Origin of the sequence: Rickettsia helvetica, assembly GCF_963970025.1 — a bacterium.
GTDB lineage: Bacteria > Pseudomonadota > Alphaproteobacteria > Rickettsiales > Rickettsiaceae > Rickettsia > Rickettsia helvetica.
Genome location: NZ_OZ018776.1, coordinates 1,040,477 through 1,058,654, shown reverse-complemented (window position 1 = coordinate 1,058,654; position 18,178 = coordinate 1,040,477). Strand labels below are relative to the sequence as shown.

Below are 18,178 nucleotides of genomic sequence, written 5' to 3'. Positions count from 1 at the left end.
TCCATTTTATGTTTTATTGGATTTCCACAAGAGAATTAAATCTCAGCAGTTAATAATTCTTTATTAAATTCAGCTTCTAATCTTGTTATTTCTAAAATTTTAGACAAACCATACTCTGTTATAAGGTCACCATCTACTAGCTTATAAAATAACTCTCCTATTTCTATATCTGAAGTATCCGCATTGTATAGTTCAGATTCTACTATATTCTCCTTATTATCTTTAAAATAAAGCATGTATCACATTCTTCTTTAATTCATCAGGGGATGCTAATAATGTATAAAAATGTTCTAAGTCTTTAAAAGTTGTTTTAAAAATGACTTTATTATAAGTTACCTTTGTAACTCCTATCTCTGCTCCTATAGCTTTTAAAAAAATTTCCCATGTTTTCTCTGAAGTTAAGTGTTGTATAGGCATAATTCCTCTCTATTTTATAAAATTAGAAAGAAAGATTATATTGCTATAATTTTCAATACAAGAATTTATTAAAAAATTAATAAATTCTTGTACGCCTGTTTCTTTTTTTAGGAAATTTATTATTTATTCAAAAATTTTTCAGCCTCAAGAGCCGCCATACAGCCACTACCTGCAGCAGTTACTGCTTGTCTATAAATTTTATCCTGAACGTCACCAGCAGCAAAAACACCTTCTACACTAGTTCTAGTCGTGCCTGACTTCATGATAATATAATTATCATCATCCATTGCAATTTGTCCGGTAAATAGCCCCGTATTCGGTGCATGCCCGATAGCTATAAATACACCGTTACAATTCACTAAACTAATCTCTTTGGTGTGGACATTTTGAATCTTAACTCCGGTAACGGATTTTGGTTTATTGCTACCTACAATCTCATCTACTATATGATCCCAAATTACCGATATTTTAGGATTTTTAAATAATCGATCTTGCAATATTTTCTCAGCTCTAAAACTATCTCTTCTATGCACTATAGTAACTTTGCTAGCATGATTGGTTAAGTATAAAGCTTCTTCTACTGCACTGTTTCCTCCCCCTACTACAACTATTTCTTGATTCTTAAAAAAGAAACCATCACAAGTAGCACATGCTGAAACACCAAAACCACGAAATTCCTGCTCTGAAGCTATACCAAGCCATTTTGCTTCTGCACCGGTACAAATGATTATACTTTCTGCTTCATACTCATTTCCAGCTCCGGTAAATATTTTAAAAGGTCTCTTTGATAAATCCACTTTTTCCACGTAATCACTAATAATTTCTGTACCGACATTTTTAGCCTGCATAGACATCTGCTCCATAAGCCAAGGTCCTTGCACCGTTTCCGCAAATCCGGGATAATTCTCAACATCGGTGGTAATCGTAAGCTGCCCACCTGGCTGCATACCATTAATTAATATTGGTTTTAGAGCGGCTCTAGCCGTATAAATAGCGGCACTTAGACCCGCAGGACCTGAACCTATTATTAGTACTTTAGTAGTAATTTTCATAATTATTATTTATTAATTTAACTTTACATTATTGTGCGGATATCCAAGCCGTCACTGCCTGCATGGATACCAAATCGTCATTGCGAGCAGCCATAGGCTGCGTGGCAATCTCATGAAATAATAACAAACTCCTGAGATTGCTTCGTCAATTGCTATGCAATTTCCTCGCAATGACGATTTGGTATCCACGCAGAAACGACATTAAGAGTTCTTCTCTAACCAAGATTTAACATAGTTAATTTCTTCAGGGTTCATTAGAGAAGGAGCATGACCAGCATATTTTATTTCATAAAGATCAAAAGTTTTTGTTTCTTTCATCTTTTTAATAGTAGATTTTGTTAAAATTTGAGATTTCATCCCATGAATTACTAATATTCTACATTTTATTTTATTCCATACGGACCATAGTTTAACATCTTCCTGGTTACTAGCATTTTTCATTCCTTTTATTATAGCAGGATCATAATTCATTTTATATTTTCCGCCAAATGTAGAAATTACGCTATATTTTATTAAATAATCCCAATCTTCTTCATCTTTAATACCGATTTGTGCATAAATAAGTTTTAAATGTTCTTTTGCACTAGCCAAATCATCTAAGAGCACCGTTTGTTTAGCATAACCTCCAATTTTAATTAAAGGAGCAGCATCAATAAATGCCCCTATATCATTTAATATTAAGGCCTTAAAAATATTTTTATATTTACTGGCAAGTACCATACCTATAACACCGCCCATTGAAGTACCGAGCCAAATAGGTTTTTTAATATTTAGTCTTTTAAAAAAGAATAACGTATCTTTAATATAGGTAGTATAATTATAATGATTAGCTTTTTTAAAATTTTCGCTATCACTGCGACCAGGATAGTTTATTGAAATTACTCTATAATTTTTACTCAACTCTTTAGCCATTTTATCAAAATCATGAGCATTTCCAGTTAAGCCGTGAGCACATACTATTATATTTTTATTTTTAGGATCACCGAATTCCACATAAGAAATTTTATGTTTCGGTATATATTGAAGAGGTAATAAATTAATATAGGGACCAATTTTTATTGAATTAATTTTCATATGAACCTATTAATACCAATTTAGAATAAGTTTTAAAAAAATCATTGTCATCATGTTATTAATTTAAGTCACTTAAAAATATACTGACCATTGTCGGCATATATATAACTACAAAAAGCAAAGATAAAAACACGGTAGTTGCAACTTTCTCAGGGTAAAATTTCTGTAAATTCGCTATAACTATAGTATTGGCTGCAAGCGGTGCCGTGGAAAGTAGTTTTAAGGCATTATAGTAATCATTATTATACCATTTTGTTATAAAATGATCAAACATGATAAATAACCCTACTCCCAAAGGATAGAATAAAAATTTAGCAGCAAAAGTAGCAAGAGTAAATTTTATATCGACTTCAAATTTTTGTAGAGAAGAAAGAGCAAGACCCACCATTACCATACCGAGTATTGAAAAAGAACCTTTCATATTATATATAAAATCATCTAAAAAATCCGGTAAAGTAAAACCACAAAAACTAAACAAACATCCCAAGAAAAAAGCATTTAAAATCGGTAATTTTACTACTTTTAATATACTATCGGTGGTATTAGCAAAACTTCGCATACAAATATAAAAGCCGACGGAACATTCATAAATATTAACTCCTATAACAGCCATCATGTAAATACTTAATGTATAATCATCAAAAAGTGCCGCCGCTATAGGCAACATAAAATATCCACCGTTTGCCGTACCTGCAGATAAAGCTATAATATTACGTGTATGATCCTGCCAAAATTTACCAAAAAAATAATAAGAAAAGAGCGATAAGAGTGTTGCAATTACAAATGTTACGACTGTAACGCTTAATGCCGAAAGTGTTAAGGTTGTACTAGCAGGTATCGTAAAAAATACTATAGGCGATATAAAATAGAATAGTAACGAAGAGATACTATCTCTTTCAACATTTGAATATTTACCTGCTAAAAATCCTATTACTACACTTAATAATACCGAAACGGTTTTAAAAAAAACTATACTAAAGATTATCATATAATGAGCTAAAGATATAATTACCTATAATATATGAGGTTTTATTTTTTTTCACTAAATTTTATAAAGATTTTTATTTCATTGGACAAAAATAAATTTTTAATTGAAATTTAAAAAATCTTATGTTATTTAAGGTGTATAATTTAATATAAAATTTTCATATTATTTATGCAAAATCTATTATCCTTATTCATTATATTTTTTTGTTTAAATACCTATTCTAATCCTATGCCGCTTGGTCTTGAATTAAATAAAACTACCAATATAGATCTAACAAAAAAATACAAAATCATCAATAAAGACCCTAATTATTGGCAAGGATATAATTATTATATAGAACCAAAAGAAAAAATTATCTCTAAAGCTTTAGTGATATGTAATGATTTTAATGTAATAGAAGCCGTTATTTTAACTATAGATAAAAATAAATTTGAAGAGTTTTATAGCATCTTAAAAGATAAATATAGTTTAGAAGAAGAAAATGATAAAGTGGTTACTTTCAAGGATGGTGAATATTTAATCATACTTGAATCTTCTGAATTAAATCCTGAAATGGAACTTGTATATATAACGAACGGTTTCTATAAAGAATTTTTAAATAAATTAGACAAAGAAGAAAAGCTAGAGCAGGAACAGATGAAGAGATTGTTGTAGCTACAATCAATTGTCATTGCAAGGAAATTATGAAGTAATTGACGAAGCAATCTCAGAAGTTTGTTATTATTTCATGAGATTACCACGCAGCCTATGGCTGCTCGCAATGACGATTTTGGGTATCCACGCACAAGCCTCATGCAGGAATGATATAGGTAGCTACTTCGGAAATTATAGGCATGTGTAAACTATATTTTTTCATCAAATCTAAAACTAATTTTAATGCTTCTCTTCCCTCCACCAACTCTTTATATTCTTGTAAAAATTTCTTTTTATCTCTACTAATGCCAAACTCATAACCAAATTTTGCATTGCGTGATCCTAAAGAGTAACAGGTAAGTATTAAATCGCCTACTACTCCCGCTTCTAACAATATATTACCCCCCTCTTGCATACACTCAAAAAATTCGCTTGTATCAAGTGATCGAGATGACGCTGTACTGCCTAAAGCTTTCGATAAAGTAGCAATTTCTTTTAAGGCAGATACTATAAGCGTTGCTCTTGCGTTTTCGCCCTGCTCTCTTGCTAAATCAATTCCACTTTTAATAGCAAAGATATTTTTCAATGCTCCTGCTACCTGTAATGTCACAATATCGCTTGTCACATTCGTAGTAAAAATTTTTGAACCTAGATTATTGGCTATTTTATTTGCTATATCTATATCTAAACTTGCAATACTTGCTGAAGCTGGTAAATTTTTAGCGAGTTCTTTTGCTAGATTTGGACCTGATAGAAACACTATAGAGTTATGCGGTAATAGGGTTTTAAGTCTATCAGAAAATAGTTCAGTAGGATTACGGGCAAAACCTTTTGTTGCAATTAGAAGAATATTATCTTTAGAAATGTCGTGAGTTTTTAACAATTTTATTGAATCATCGAAAGCGTAAGATGGCACAGCAATCATAATTAGTTCAAAATCCTTAATTATATCTAAGTTTGTAGTAGCCTGTAAATGAGCAGGTAATTTAATATTCCCTAAATATTTTACGTTAGTTTTGTTATGTAAAATTTCTTTTGCTATTTCCTCATCACGTAAAAATAAAGTAACGTTATTACAGTTTTGTGCTGCTAAGGAAGCAAGGCTAGTACCGAAACTCCCTCCCCCGTAAACCGCAACATTTTTAAATTTATTCATATGTTTTATATGAGTTTGATTTTGTGCTAAGGAGGTTGTACCAACATGGTCTGTTTTATGTCATTCCTGCATATGCGGGAATGCATTGTTGCATGGCTTGGTTTCATCGTCATTGCAAGGAAATTGCATAGCAATTGACGAAGCAATCTCAGGAGTTTCTTATTATTTCATGAGATTGCCACGCTCCTTTGAGTCGCTCGCAATGACGACTCAGTATCCATGCGGGCAATACCTCCTCACAATAACAATTTCACTAATCTACAGCTTTTTCAAGATTTACTATTATCACAGGGGATTTATTAATTTCCTGTTTTAAAGTTTTCCTAATTGTTCCTTTTATTGCTTCGATTACTTGTTCATCCGACAGTGCTTTTTTAGCCTGTTTATTTTGAATGGTAACAAGTTCTTTAATATCGTTTTTAATGAGATTAACTAAGGCCATATCCTCCTTTGGGTCAAGCAGCCCAGGCATAGATAGCATTGGGTTTGCAACAAGCAGCCCTTTTTTATTAATTACTACTGATGCTACCACGATACCCGATTCACGCATACGTCTTCTAGCTTTGAAAATCGGAGATTCGAGGGGCAGTAAATAATTACCGTCTACAGCTAAATAACCGCTTTCAACCTTTGACATTACTTTCGCATTATTAGGCTCAAGCAATACTACGCTACCGTTTTCAACCTCTATTGCCTGTTTTATACCATGTTTCTTAGCAAGCTTAACATGTTCATGAATATGTACCGGCTCGCCATGGACAGGAATACAGATATTCGGTCTAATAAGAGAGTACATTTTTTGCAGCTCATCAATCGATGGATGACCTGATACATGGACAAAATGATCTCGCTCGGTAATAACTTCTATACCAGCTTTAACAAATATATTAAATAGCCTGAATATTTTCTTTTCATTGCCGGGAATAATTTTTGAAGAAAAAATCATTGTATCCTTAGGAGCAAGCCTTATTGACGGATGAGCATTACTAGCCAATTTTGCAGTTGCAGCCATAGGCTCGCCTTGACAACCGGTAGCAATTACTAATAATTCTTCTCTTCTAAATCTACTAACATCACGCTCACTAATGAGAGGAGCAATATCTTTAAAATAGCCGCTTTCTTGAGCAGCAAGCATCATACGGTGTAAACTTCTACCGGTTAAGACTACTTTTCTACCCGCAAGCCCTGCAGCATGCATTATTGTATCAAGCCGTGCTAAATTAGAGGCAAAGGTTGAAACTACCACTATTTGAGGACAGCCGGCTATAATATCTACTAAACTTTTTCTAACATCACCTTCAGAACCTGAGCTTCCTTTATTAAATACGTTAGTTGAATCACAAACAAGGGCAAGCACCCCTTCATCTCCATAAGATTTTAGAAGCTCCTCATCGGCTTTTTTCCCAAGTATCGGATCGTTATCAAATTTCCAATCTCCCGTATGTAAAATATTACCCGCATCCGTACGGATCATAATTGCTTGCATTTCAGGAGCCGAGTGAGTCAGTGGCACCATCTCTAAGGAAAAAGGATCTAGATTTATTTTACTACCGGGTTTTACTTCATGAATTTTTATATTTTTAGCAAAATCATATTCATTTAAACGAATCTTTAAAAAATTTGACGTGAAAGTAGTAGTATAAATAGGACATTTAAGGCTATTCCATAAATATTGGACTCCACCTAAATGATCCTCGTGAGCATGAGTTAAAATCAGACCTACTATATCTTTTTTATATTTCTCGATAAAGCTGCTATCGGCAATTATCATATCAACACCGGGTAAATAATCATCGGCAAAACCACTACCGCAATCAATCATTAACCATTTACCTTTATAGTGGTAAAGATTAAGATTCATACCTATTTCATTAGATCCTCCTAGCGGTACAAATAGCAGATCATTTTTATGATTTTTGATGTTGAATGATGACATAATTTAACTTAATATTTATTTTATTACTTTATTCTTATAACTTATTATTAGTTAAGCGTCTATATATTAAACAAAGAAATTCATAGAATGAATATAAATAAACTAGCATTGATTTATAACCAAAATTCCAAACATCTAGCTATAGAGGAAATAAAAAAACTCTATAATTATTGTAAAATAGAGGAAGCAGAAGCAATTATTGTAATAGGCGGCGATGGAGAATTACTACATAATATTCACCGCTATATGCATCTTAATATCCCTTTTTATGGAGTTAATTTAGGAAGCCTCGGCTTTTTAATGAATCCTTTAGATACCAAGAATTTATTACAAAATATACATGAAAGTACGGTTTCTATCTTAAATCCTCTTCTTATGCATGCCGAAGATACGAGCGGTCAAATATATACGGCACTTGCTATTAACGAAGTATCGATATTTCGTAAAACTAATCAAGCTGCTAAATTTAGAATAGACGTAAACGGGATAGAGAGAATGAGCGAATTAGTAGCAGACGGAGCTTTAGTTGCAACACCTGCCGGAAGTAGTGCTTATAATTTATCCGCCGGTGGTCCTATTTTACCGCTTGAATCAAATATGCTATGCCTAACCCCTATCTGCTCGTTTAGACCGCGTAGATGGCATGGTGCTTTACTACTTTCATCTGCTACGATTAAATTTGAAATATTTAATACAACCAAACGACCGATAAATGCCACTGCCGACTTTCAGGAGTTTAATAATATCACACGGGTTACCGTTAAATCTACTAAGGATAAGCCTATCAAACTGCTCTTTAATAAAAACCATACGCTGGAAGATAGAATTATTAAAGAGCAATTCGGTGGGTGATTATTAAAAAATATTAATAATTTTTTGACTAAGAATTAAATTAATATATGATGCCTTGTTAAAAATAACTAGGTATTATATATGAAATCAAAAAAGTCTTCTATTAACTTTTCTGAAAATAACCATATTTTATGGTTACCACTTGAAACTCGCAATATTACCTTAAATACAGCTATAGAATTGTACTCAGCAATAGTTAAAGATTTTGATATAAAAAATAATTATTTAAGAACTATTGAAGAAATAAAAAACTCAAAATTAGCTATTGGAATGTGTATTAAAAAATTACAGTTACGAAGAACTTAAAAATCATGAGTTATTTAAAGATTATGAGATTAGTGAATATAATTCTTTAATTAATAAAAATTCTAAAGCAGAAATATTTTTTGAATACAAACCTAGCTCCAATTCTTCTAACCCTATCGCTAAGATTATCAATAAATTTATCGCTAAGGAAAATATTTTTCGTTTAGCCATAATAGAAAAGAATATTTCATTAATAAAAGAAGTAGCTAAAGATATACTTAAATCAGCACCTATAGTTTTAAATTTACTTAAAACTCAAGGAGAATGGTATCAAAAATATCTAAATTTTATTATTTGTAAAACCTGAATTTCAACCTGATATTATTAAACAGTTAGCAGATATAGAAGATTTTGCTATTCTAAGCTCTTTTTCTGAAATATTGCTTGCTACCAAAAAATATTATGAAATAATAACGTTACTTGAACCGCGACTAGCGAATCTAGTAAACAATGAGCAAAAACAGGAAAATAAAGTCATCTATTTTTGCCGTTATAATCTATCGGTAGCTTATAATAATACAGGAAAATTGTCATTAGCCGAAGAGCAATTATTACGCATTTTAAAGGATCGACCAAACGATAGCGATTCAATCTATAGCTTATTTAATATTTATTTACTTAACGAAAGGGCAACAGAAGCAAAAAATTTAATAAAAAATGCTCCCAAAGATATAAAAATTTTGACAGAAATGAGTTTTAATTTAGCTGAAATTACTAAAGCTAAATTAAATCTAATTAACCAAGACAATTTATCTAAAGATAGTAAAGAACAGTTTCGATGTTTTCAATATATTGCCAAATACAATAAATATTCTACTTCTGAGAAAATTTTGAATGAAAAAAACCTAAAGGATGAGTTAATCAAAATTAGCAACTCTATTAGTGGTTCTACATTATTATCTACAACAGCCTTATATACCAAATAATATGAATTAGCTAAACAATTTATACAAAAAACACCTAAAAATAAAATAACTCCATATCTCAGTAATATCTTCCAAGAAATAGAATTTTTATTAAATCCTGAAGAATATATTAACCAAATTCATATAGAAGCTCTTGTTAGCAACCTTACTTTTTCACAAGCACAAGCTATAGAAAAAATTAATAAGATTATCACTTGTTTAATCGCAATTAAGAAATACGACTTCGCTTTAAACAAAGTTGAGGAAATTTTACAATATGATAATAAAAATCAGGAAGCCATTGAGAATGGACTCGCAGCTGTAAGGCTCGCTAATGATCAAGAAAAGATATAGGAATATATTGGTTTATTATCACTTAAAGAAGAGCTAGAGCAGTATGAAAATCAAAATCCTATAAAAAATTTATGAATATTATCAATCAATAAAAAATGCACATTTACTTCATACTATCGGGCAAGTTATTCCTAGTTACAGCAGTTGGAAAGTTAATAAAGAAGGGGAAATTATAAGTAATAACACTACACCTTTAGGCAAATATCAAGGACTTAAATGTTATGGAAGAATTAGTGAAAAATTACAAGAAAAATTAGATAAGAATCAATGTGATAAATTTGTAAATGCCTTAAAGAAAGGTATAATATATAGACAACAAGGGGATAACGGCGTTAAATTTATCGGTAAAAAAGCAGTTGAAATTAAAATTGACGGGTGACCAGCGTTTATTCACAAATATATTACATTCAAACGAACACAGTGAATTACTGATAAATTTTGATCATCAAGGGAATCATAATGATGTAATAAAATTTGCCGGCGAATATCATCTAGAATTTCATCAAGATTCGCTATAACTTTAATAAAATTGTTAATTTTTACTCAAAAGGTTGGCGTAGGTTAATAGCGGCAGATAAAGTACCTTCATCTAAATAATCAAGTTCACCTCCGATAGGTATACCGCTAGCAAGGCGAGAAATTCTAGCAGGATGCTCTTTTAAATATTCTGTAATAAAATAAGCAGTAGTCTGACCTTCTAAAGTAGAATTAGTAGCAATAATAACTTCTTTAATATTTTCTGCAAAACATCTTTTAAGTAGTTCAGGTAACTGAAGTATACTAGGGTTTTGCCTACTAGCTGCCGATAAATTATGACCGAGTACGTGATATAAACCTTTAAAATTACCGCTACGCTCCATTGCCCATAATTCAGCTATGGTTTCAACGACGGCAATAACCGACTTGTCCCTATATTCAGAAGAACAAATATGGCAAATATTTGCAGTATCTAAATTACCGCAAATCTCACATTTTACTATTTTCTTATCTATCTCTATAAGGTTATTAATCAGGTTTTTTAACCTAACATCTTTATCTTGTAGTAGGTAAAGCACTATACGTCTTGCCGACCTACTACCAAGACCAGGTAATTTGGAAAAAAGATAAATTAGTTGATCTATATCATTTGTTTCATTCATATCAGTTATACATTTAAGACTTAATAACGACTGTTCCAGCTATTTTATCATGTAATGCTTGTTTTTTAGAAGAAAAAAGTATGAAAAAAATACCTATAGGAAAAGTCATATATCCTAAAAATCTTTTAATTAACTGCTTTAAAGTCGGATGATTTAATGTTACGGCATCTACGATTTTCATACGTAAAAACATTTTACTAAGCGTTGCACCTTTATAATACCAAAGCGTTATGAAATATGAGCCTATTACTAATATATTAGTAGTAAAAATTGAAATATTAAACAAAATATATTTATTAAAATTTCCTGCTTTAAGATATTCATAAAATTCCTGACTCATAACAGAGTTAAACATTTCATTGGGATTATGAAGATTAATGTTATTGCTAAGGAAATAATCATTAAAGAACAACCATAATAAATTAAAAGAACAAAATTGTGATATTGGGATTGCTATAAAGGCAAATAATGATAAATCAAGTGCCGTAGAAAAAATTCGCGCTATAAAATCAGGATAAATAATTTGCTTTTTCATTGCCGGTTACTTTATTTTGGTGTTAGATAGTAAGGGTTGCCGAAATCATCATTGCGAGCGGGCATTATTGCGTGGATCGATTCCATCCCTGTCATTTCCCCCGTGACTTGATCACGGGATCCAGTTAAAAATACTAATATTATTAGTATTTTTAGTTGTTTTTCTGGACCCCGTGGCTTGACCACAGGGTGACAACAAAAAGATCGAGCAATACAACAACCCTAATTAAAATTCAATATATTACATTTATGAATCAATTTGAAGCATATAGTTTATTATTTGTTGATAGTTTTGTCTCAAATCTTGTTATCGGTTTTCAGAATGAATTAATATTTCATTCTATGAAAATGTTTGGAGGCTATAATAGTTTAATAATGCTGTTAGTAGCTACTTGTGCTTTTCTTAGCGGTAATGTAGTCAATTATATTTTTGGAAGAATAGTTTTAAATATCTTTTATGCTTCTAAAAATGAACAAAATATTTTAAGACATAAAAATTTAACGAAACTATATTATAAATATGAGATATTTATAATTTTCTTAATGGCATTTCCTTTTTGGGGAAGTTTTATTTCCTTATTCTCCGGTTTTTTTAAAACAAAATTTCTAAAATTTTTAGGTATTGGTTGTTTGGCAAAAGCATGCTATTATGCTCTAGAATTGTATATATTTTAACTCATGAAAAAATTAACCAAAACTAATTCTCATAGACAACAAAAATTAGCAAGCATTATAAATGAAGCATTAATCGAAATTCTAAGGCGTGGTAAAATGCTGGATAGCAGACTTTTTGATTGTCCTCTCACTGTTACGAAAGTTATAGTTACTGCCGACCTAAAAATAGCTAATTGTTATTTCTTGCCTTTTAATACTAAACTAACAATAGATGAAATTATGGATGCATTAAATAATTCTAAAAATGCTATCAGAAATTTTATTACTAATAAAATAAATATGAAATTCTCACCTGATATAAGATTTCATTACGATCACGGATTTGATAATGCTATAAAAGTGGAAGAGTTGCTAAACAGTATATAGGTGCTAGGGGATAAACTCAATCATTGAAAACAATAATTATCCGTTATACTATAAAAACGCTTAAAAATTAAGCTTTAGTACAACAGCCCCCTAGCATAAATGGACTAAAGGCTATAAATGTTTTGCAATGATGGAGTTTAAACATCATTTACAAAACGTAAATATCATAATAATTAAAATAATCAAGATATTTTAGTTATTTTTTAAATTTTAAGTATAACTCAAATAAAAATAAATCCTTATTTTTATTAAATAACTTTAAAAGATTATTTTTTTATATTAAGATATAAGAATAATCTTTTAATAAAAATAAATAGAAAATGTCTCCTCAAATAATAGAGTTATTAATTTTTGCCGTTATTGCCTTTTTTATTATTAACAAATTAATTACGACTCTCGGTTCTACTTCAGAAGAGGAACAGACAAAGCAAAAATCTTATTTTGGCGAACCGGTTATTAAGGACGTAACTTATAGTACAGTTAAATCTAATAAAGAAGAAAAAAATATTCCAACAGTCCAAGATATTAAAGCTTTTAAAGATATAATAGTGGAACATAATATAACTGCGGTCGTAGATGGAATGGAACAAGTCCATAAACGCCTTTATTCCTTTGATCCGGTTAAATTTATAAATAATGCTAAAACTGCTTTTCAAATGATTATAGAAGCTGCTTATAAAAAAGACATTCAAGAATTATCTGAGCTGATAGATAAAAGATACTTGGAAGAATTTGAAAAAATCACACCGTCTTACGGTGATTTTTTTGACTCATCGGCTTTAAGTGCAAAATATTCAGAAATTTACATGTTCGGTAACAACATATTTATTAAATTACTATTTCAAGGTAAAAATGTAGTTGACAAAATCGAAGATTTAAAAGAAGAATGGACATTTACACGTAATGCTAATACCAAAAAAGTTGATTGGTTTTTAAGCAATATTGAAAGAGTGTAAATAAAATTCTATGTCATTGCGAGGAGATGTGCAGCATCGACGTGGCAATCTCATCAAGCACCATATAACTCCTGAGATTGCTTCGTCAATTACTTTGTAATTTCCTCGCAATGACTACTTAAATAACCTAATAAACCATTAGTAATGAGCAAAATTTTCTATATTATAGGCACTATATTAATAATAAGTGTCGGTATTTTTATGTTTCAAAAGCAAACAGTAATGGATAATAATCAAATAATCCCAAGAAAAGTTTTATTCGGTAATCCTGATAAAGCAAGAGTTTCTCTAACCCATGACGGTAAATATATTCTATATGTTGCACCCAAGGACAGCGTCTTAAATATTTGGCTAGCACCATCAGACGATATTAGTAAAGCAGAAGCCATAACCCATGACAAAGGACGCGGTATTTGGTCTTATGCTAAAGCTTATAATAATAAAAATATTTTATATACCCAAGATTTTAACGGTGATGAAAACGATCGAATCTATAGTTATAACATAGAGACAAAAGAAACAAAATTACTTACTCCTGAAAAAGGAGTTAGAGCCGGAATAGCCGGAGTGAGTTATAAAAAACCGAATGAGATATTAATATATTTAAATGACCGTAATCCTGAATATTTTGATATTTACAAGTTAAATCTAGATACTCTAGAAAAAGAACTAATTTATAAAAATGATAGATTTACTGATTATGTAACCGATGAAAATTTGAATCTAAGATTCGGTAGTTTACTAGATAAAGACGGAGCCGTTGAATATTATGAATTAAAAGACGGAGAATTTAAATTATTCACTAAGATATCAATGGAAGATTCTTTCAACACTTCCATACTCGGTTTTGATGCTAGCGGTGAAACTTTATATATGCTAGAGGGACGTAATCGTAATACCTCAGCACTTAAAGCCATAACACTAGCTACAGGTAGTGAAGAAATATTAGCCGAAGATGTGAAAGCCGATATTGGCTTACTTACAGTTCATCCTATCAAACAAACTCCACAAGCAGTATCCGTAGACTATGATAGAGTCTCATACAAAATATTAGATAAAGATATTGAAGATGATGTTAAATATTTGCAATCTCTTGATCATGGAGATTTAATTATTAATAGTAGGACGTTAGACGATAAAACTTGGATCATTGCTTATATGGCTGATAACGCACCGGTAAAATTTTATAAATATGACAGAGAAAATAAAAAAGCCGAGTTTTTATTTACTAACCGTAAAGAACTTGAACAGTATAATCTTGCTAAGATGATACCGGTGATTATCAAGTCACGTGACGGGCTTGATTTAGTTAGCTATATCACTTTTCCAAATGATGTAAAGCTCGATAAAAATAATATCCCCGATAAAAAAGTACCGCTAATAATTAACGTTCATGGCGGTCCGTGGGCTCGTGATAGCTGGGGATACGATCCTGAGCATCAGTGGCTTGCAAATCGTGGCTATGCGGTTTTAAGTATTAATTATCGTGGTTCTACCGGTTTTGGGAAAGATTTCTTAAATGCCGGTAATTTAGAATATGCCGGTAAAATGCATACTGATTTAATTGACGGTGTTAACTGGGCAATTAAAAGTAATATAGTCGATTTTGATAAAGTTTGTATTATGGGCGGAAGCTATGGAGGTTATGCAACGCTTGTAGGTCTTACCATGACGCCTGACGTATTTGCTTGCGGTGTTGACGTTGTCGGTATGTCTAATTTATTAACTCATGTGCAATCTAAAGCTCCTTATATGACACCATTGTTAAGTATATATAAAACACGTATAGGACCTTGGGATACCGAAGAAGAAAAAGAGTTTTTAAGACAAAGATCACCGATTAATTTTGTTGATAATATCAAAAAGCCTTTATTTATAGCACAAGGTACTCACGATGTAAGGGTTGTGCAAGCTGAAGCCGATCAGATTGTTAACGCAATGAAAGCAAAGCATATACCGGTAGTTTATGCACTTTACAAAGATGAAGGACACGGCTTTGCAAAACCAGGTAACAGAATCTCATATTACGCTCTTGCCGAGCAGTTTTTAGCCAAGATTTTAAAAGGAAGAGCGGAACATATAGGAGACGATTTAAAGAATGCTAATCTCATTCTAAATGATAAAGAAAAAATTACCGGTGCAGAAGCGGAAAAGATTATAGATAAGGCAGTTGGGAATTGATATCCTGCGTCATTGCGAGGAGAAACTGTAAGTTCGACGAAGTAATCTCAGGAGTCCTGCTTTATGAGATTGCCACGCTCCTTTCAGTCGCTCGCAATGACAAAAAAGATGACATCACAATTTCAAAAGAGTACTATCATGCTATACTTACAAATACTGAAAATTCTTACGGCTTAATTGCAAAATTTTTTCACTGGACCATGAGTATTATAGTTATAGTAATGCTCGTTGCCGGTTTCCCAATGGATAATTTCGTAGCACCTCCTTTAAAATGACAACTATACGGGATACATGAAGCAACCGGTATAGTTGTTTTATCTTTGGTAATAATACGGCTCTTATGGAAATTCTATAATGCTAATGTTTTGCTACCGGAAAATATGCCGGATTGGCAGAAAAAAGCCGCTAAGATTAATATAAATTTGCTATATCTTTTAATATTATTAATGCCGATAAGCGGCTTTCTAATGACTATTTTATCAAATCATCATATTGATTTTTATGGTTTGTTTACTATAAATTCTTTTGTTCAAGATTTACAATTTGCTAAAATCTTTAAGAAAATCCATAAAAAGGCTGTTTTATTATTTACTGCCTTAATTATTTTGCATATACTAGCTGCGTTATATCATCACTTTATTAGAAAAGATAACGTACTAAAAAGAATATGGAATGAGTAGCCTAATTATAAACTTATTGACATATAATAAATTGTGTTTTATATACAAAGTAAGATCATATCACTTACCATATTAGTATTATGAGCAAAAGTACCAGAGTAGTAGTCTCATCTAAAGGACAGGTAGTTATACCTAAATATATCAGGAATAAACTTGGTTTACATTCAGGCTCTGAGTTGATAATTAATTACAAAAAAAATGACACATTAGAACTGCTTCCTATAAAAAAAGATATTTACAGTTTTTTTGGCAAAGGTAAACATAAAGCCAAAAATGGTCCAGCTGATATAGATGAAGCTATCAGTATTGCGGTTATAGAAAATGATAGGAATTGATACTAATATTTTAACTCGTACTTTCCTTGAAGACGACAAGATATAGTCTAAGGCTGCTTAAAATTTCCTAAAAAATAATGCTAAACATAAAATTTTTATTTCTTCATATGCAATGCTTGAGTTTGTGTGGATATTAAAAGTTAAAAAATTTACTTGGCAAGAAATTTATGAAGCAGTTATGAATCTTATTGATAATTCCGGTTTTGTTGTTGGCAACCAAGAGATAATAATATCTGCAGCTAAGGTAAGTATATTAAAGGAAAAGCAGGTTTTGCTGATTATATAATTATTGCTGAAGGAGAAGCAAACAGTGTTAATAGTTTTATAAGCTTTGATAGAGAAATAGTCTGAGAAGTTAAGAATGCATCTTATCCATAAAAATTAATAACAATTCAAATAAATTATTTAAAATGAATATTCATGAATATCAAGCAAAAGAGATTTTAAGAAAATACGGCGTACCTACTTCCACCGGATTAGTTGTTACGAAAACCGAAAGGATTAATGAAACCATAGATAAGTTAAATACGGAAGTATATGTGGTTAAAGCACAAATACATGCTGGCGGCAGAGGTAAAGCAGGCGGTGTTAAAGTTGTTAAGAGTAAAGAAGAAGCCAAGAAAGTTGCTCATGACATGTTTGGTATTAATTTAGTAACGCATCAAACAGGGCCTCAAGGACAAAAAGTAAATCGTCTTTATATCGAATCAGGTTATGATATTTTAAAAGAATATTATTTCAGTATAGTATTTGATAGATCGGCTAGCTGTATTACTTTCATAGCTTCTACCGAAGGAGGGGTTGATATTGAAGAAGTAGCAGAAAAAACTCCGGAAAAAATTATTAAATTTTCTGTTGATCCTGCAACTGGTTTACAAGGTTTTCATATGCGAGGCATAGCTTATGAGTTAGGCTTTAAGGATAACCAAGCCAAACAGATGAAAGAAATAGTAAAATCAGTCTATAATGCTTTTATTGAAACCGATGCAGCACAAATTGAAATCAACCCATTAATTGTAAATAGCGACGGGAACTTATTGGCTTTAGATGCAAAAATTACTTTTGACGATAATGGCTTATTTAAGCATCTGAATATTATGGCAATGCGTGATCACGATGAGGAAGATCCTTTAGAAACTAGAGCAGCAAATGCAGGACTTAGCTATGTAAAAATGGACGGTAATATCGGCTGTATGGTTAACGGGGCCGGTCTTGCCATGGCTACTATGGATATTATTAAACTTTACGGTGCTTCGCCTGCTAATTTCTTGGATGTCGGTGGCGGGGCCGATCGTGAGCGTGTAAAAGAAGCTTTAAAAATAATTTTATCTGATAAAGAAGTACAAGGGATTTTAGTTAATATTTTCGGCGGTATCATGCGTTGCGATATTATAGCGGAAGGAATTATTGCAGCTGCAAAAGAAATAGACATAAAAGTACCGTTAGTGGTTCGTTTAGCCGGTACAAACGTTGAAAAAGGCGAAGAAATTTTATCAAATTCCGGTTTAGAAATAATACCGGCACATGATTTAGCAGATGCGGCTAGCAAGATAGTCGAGGCGATACGGTAGATAATCGTCGTTGTGTGCAGGCATTGTTACATGGCTCGAAAAACCAGTTTGGTGTCATACCGTGGCTT

General features: G+C 31.5%; 23 protein-coding genes. 14 read left to right on the top strand and 9 right to left on the bottom strand.

Annotation, left to right across the window (positions count from 1 at the left end):
• Positions 1-35 precede the first annotated feature (35 nt).
• The 5 genes from AB1146_RS06385 to AB1146_RS06365 form a co-directional block, all read right to left on the bottom strand.
• Positions 36-236, bottom strand: a complete 201-nt coding sequence (locus AB1146_RS06385) for a hypothetical protein (RefSeq protein WP_010423111.1) — start codon at positions 234-236, stop codon at positions 36-38.
• Positions 223-417: a hypothetical protein gene (locus AB1146_RS06380; protein ID WP_010423113.1), complete on the bottom strand. Its 195-nt coding sequence runs from the start codon at positions 415-417 to the stop codon at positions 223-225. Before AB1146_RS06380 ends, AB1146_RS06385 begins: the two co-directional genes overlap by 14 nt.
• Before the next feature lie 119 nt (positions 418-536).
• Positions 537-1,469, bottom strand: a complete 933-nt coding sequence (gene trxB, locus AB1146_RS06375) for a thioredoxin-disulfide reductase (protein WP_010423115.1) — start codon at positions 1,467-1,469, stop codon at positions 537-539.
• Positions 1,470-1,670: 201 nt separating this feature from the next.
• On the bottom strand, positions 1,671-2,543 hold the full coding sequence (locus AB1146_RS06370; protein WP_010423117.1) for an alpha/beta fold hydrolase: 873 nt from the start codon (positions 2,541-2,543) through the stop codon (positions 1,671-1,673).
• 58 nt (positions 2,544-2,601) lie between these two features.
• Complete coding sequence (locus AB1146_RS06365; RefSeq protein ID WP_010423118.1) at positions 2,602-3,531, bottom strand: AEC family transporter; 930 nt, start codon at positions 3,529-3,531, stop codon at positions 2,602-2,604.
• Between the two features lie 168 nt (positions 3,532-3,699).
• On the opposite strand from AB1146_RS06365, the gene AB1146_RS06360 reads away from it, so the two are divergent.
• On the top strand, positions 3,700-4,185 hold the full coding sequence (locus AB1146_RS06360) for a hypothetical protein (protein WP_010423121.1): 486 nt from the start codon (positions 3,700-3,702) through the stop codon (positions 4,183-4,185).
• A 136-nt stretch (positions 4,186-4,321) separates the two neighbouring features.
• Here the strand turns inward: AB1146_RS06360 and AB1146_RS06355 are convergent, their stop codons facing one another.
• Both AB1146_RS06355 and AB1146_RS06350 read right to left on the bottom strand, forming a co-directional pair.
• The gene (locus AB1146_RS06355) at positions 4,322-5,320 is read right to left on the bottom strand and encodes an NAD(P)H-dependent glycerol-3-phosphate dehydrogenase (protein ID WP_010423122.1); all 999 of its coding nucleotides are present in this window, start codon (positions 5,318-5,320) and stop codon (positions 4,322-4,324) included.
• A gap of 253 nt (positions 5,321-5,573) precedes the next feature.
• Positions 5,574-7,256: a ribonuclease J gene (locus AB1146_RS06350; protein ID WP_010423124.1), complete on the bottom strand. Its 1,683-nt coding sequence runs from the start codon at positions 7,254-7,256 to the stop codon at positions 5,574-5,576.
• A gap of 87 nt (positions 7,257-7,343) precedes the next feature.
• On the opposite strand from AB1146_RS06350, the gene AB1146_RS06345 reads away from it, so the two are divergent.
• From AB1146_RS06345 to AB1146_RS06325, 5 genes are all read left to right on the top strand, one after another.
• Positions 7,344-8,108: an NAD kinase gene (locus tag AB1146_RS06345; RefSeq protein WP_010423126.1), complete on the top strand. Its 765-nt coding sequence runs from the start codon at positions 7,344-7,346 to the stop codon at positions 8,106-8,108.
• A gap of 81 nt (positions 8,109-8,189) precedes the next feature.
• Positions 8,190-8,414, top strand: a complete 225-nt coding sequence (locus AB1146_RS06340) for a hypothetical protein (RefSeq protein WP_010423135.1) — start codon at positions 8,190-8,192, stop codon at positions 8,412-8,414.
• A complete protein-coding gene (locus AB1146_RS06335) occupies positions 8,374-8,721 on the top strand; it encodes a hypothetical protein (RefSeq protein WP_010423136.1) in 348 nt (115 codons plus the stop codon). The genes AB1146_RS06340 and AB1146_RS06335 overlap by 41 nt, the downstream gene beginning before the upstream one ends.
• Positions 8,722-8,794: 73 nt before the next feature.
• On the top strand, positions 8,795-9,340 hold the full coding sequence (locus AB1146_RS06330) for a hypothetical protein (protein WP_010423137.1): 546 nt from the start codon (positions 8,795-8,797) through the stop codon (positions 9,338-9,340).
• 689 nt (positions 9,341-10,029) lie between these two features.
• Positions 10,030-10,191, top strand: coding sequence for a hypothetical protein (locus tag AB1146_RS06325; protein WP_232203615.1), 162 nt, complete (start codon positions 10,030-10,032; stop codon positions 10,189-10,191).
• A 21-nt stretch (positions 10,192-10,212) separates the two neighbouring features.
• Here AB1146_RS06325 and recR read toward each other — a convergent pair whose 3' ends face one another.
• Both recR and AB1146_RS06315 read right to left on the bottom strand, forming a co-directional pair.
• Positions 10,213-10,812, bottom strand: a complete 600-nt coding sequence (gene recR, locus AB1146_RS06320; RefSeq protein ID WP_010423138.1) for a recombination mediator RecR — start codon at positions 10,810-10,812, stop codon at positions 10,213-10,215.
• 13 nt (positions 10,813-10,825) lie between these two features.
• Entirely contained in the window at positions 10,826-11,347 is a 522-nt protein-coding gene (locus AB1146_RS06315) for an RDD family protein (protein ID WP_010423139.1), read from the bottom strand.
• Positions 11,348-11,595: 248 nt separating this feature from the next.
• Between AB1146_RS06315 and AB1146_RS06310 the strand changes: the two genes are divergently transcribed.
• The 8 genes from AB1146_RS06310 to sucC all read left to right on the top strand — a co-directional run bounded on the left by AB1146_RS06310 (position 11,596) and on the right by sucC (position 18,110).
• Positions 11,596-12,021: a YqaA family protein gene (locus AB1146_RS06310; protein ID WP_010423140.1), complete on the top strand. Its 426-nt coding sequence runs from the start codon at positions 11,596-11,598 to the stop codon at positions 12,019-12,021.
• A 3-nt stretch (positions 12,022-12,024) separates the two neighbouring features.
• A complete protein-coding gene (rbfA, locus tag AB1146_RS06305; protein WP_010423141.1) occupies positions 12,025-12,387 on the top strand; it encodes a 30S ribosome-binding factor RbfA in 363 nt (120 codons plus the stop codon).
• Positions 12,388-12,707: 320 nt separating this feature from the next.
• Positions 12,708-13,343, top strand: a complete 636-nt coding sequence (locus AB1146_RS06300; RefSeq protein WP_010423142.1) for a Tim44 domain-containing protein — start codon at positions 12,708-12,710, stop codon at positions 13,341-13,343.
• A gap of 144 nt (positions 13,344-13,487) precedes the next feature.
• Complete coding sequence (locus AB1146_RS06295) at positions 13,488-15,524, top strand: S9 family peptidase (protein ID WP_010423143.1); 2,037 nt, start codon at positions 13,488-13,490, stop codon at positions 15,522-15,524.
• Between the two features lie 320 nt (positions 15,525-15,844).
• Positions 15,845-16,204 (top strand): cytochrome b, encoded by a 360-nt coding sequence (locus tag AB1146_RS06290; protein ID WP_010423148.1) that lies wholly within the window; start codon positions 15,845-15,847, stop codon positions 16,202-16,204.
• Between the two features lie 80 nt (positions 16,205-16,284).
• Entirely contained in the window at positions 16,285-16,539 is a 255-nt protein-coding gene (locus AB1146_RS06285; protein ID WP_010423149.1) for an AbrB/MazE/SpoVT family DNA-binding domain-containing protein, read from the top strand.
• 124 nt (positions 16,540-16,663) lie between these two features.
• On the top strand, positions 16,664-16,825 hold the full coding sequence (locus AB1146_RS06280) for a hypothetical protein (protein WP_355403776.1): 162 nt from the start codon (positions 16,664-16,666) through the stop codon (positions 16,823-16,825).
• A 124-nt stretch (positions 16,826-16,949) separates the two neighbouring features.
• Positions 16,950-18,110 carry an ADP-forming succinate--CoA ligase subunit beta gene (gene sucC, locus AB1146_RS06275; RefSeq protein ID WP_010423151.1) on the top strand — a complete coding sequence of 387 codons (1,161 nt, stop codon included), beginning with the start codon at positions 16,950-16,952 and terminating at the stop codon, positions 18,108-18,110.
• Positions 18,111-18,178 lie beyond the last annotated feature (68 nt).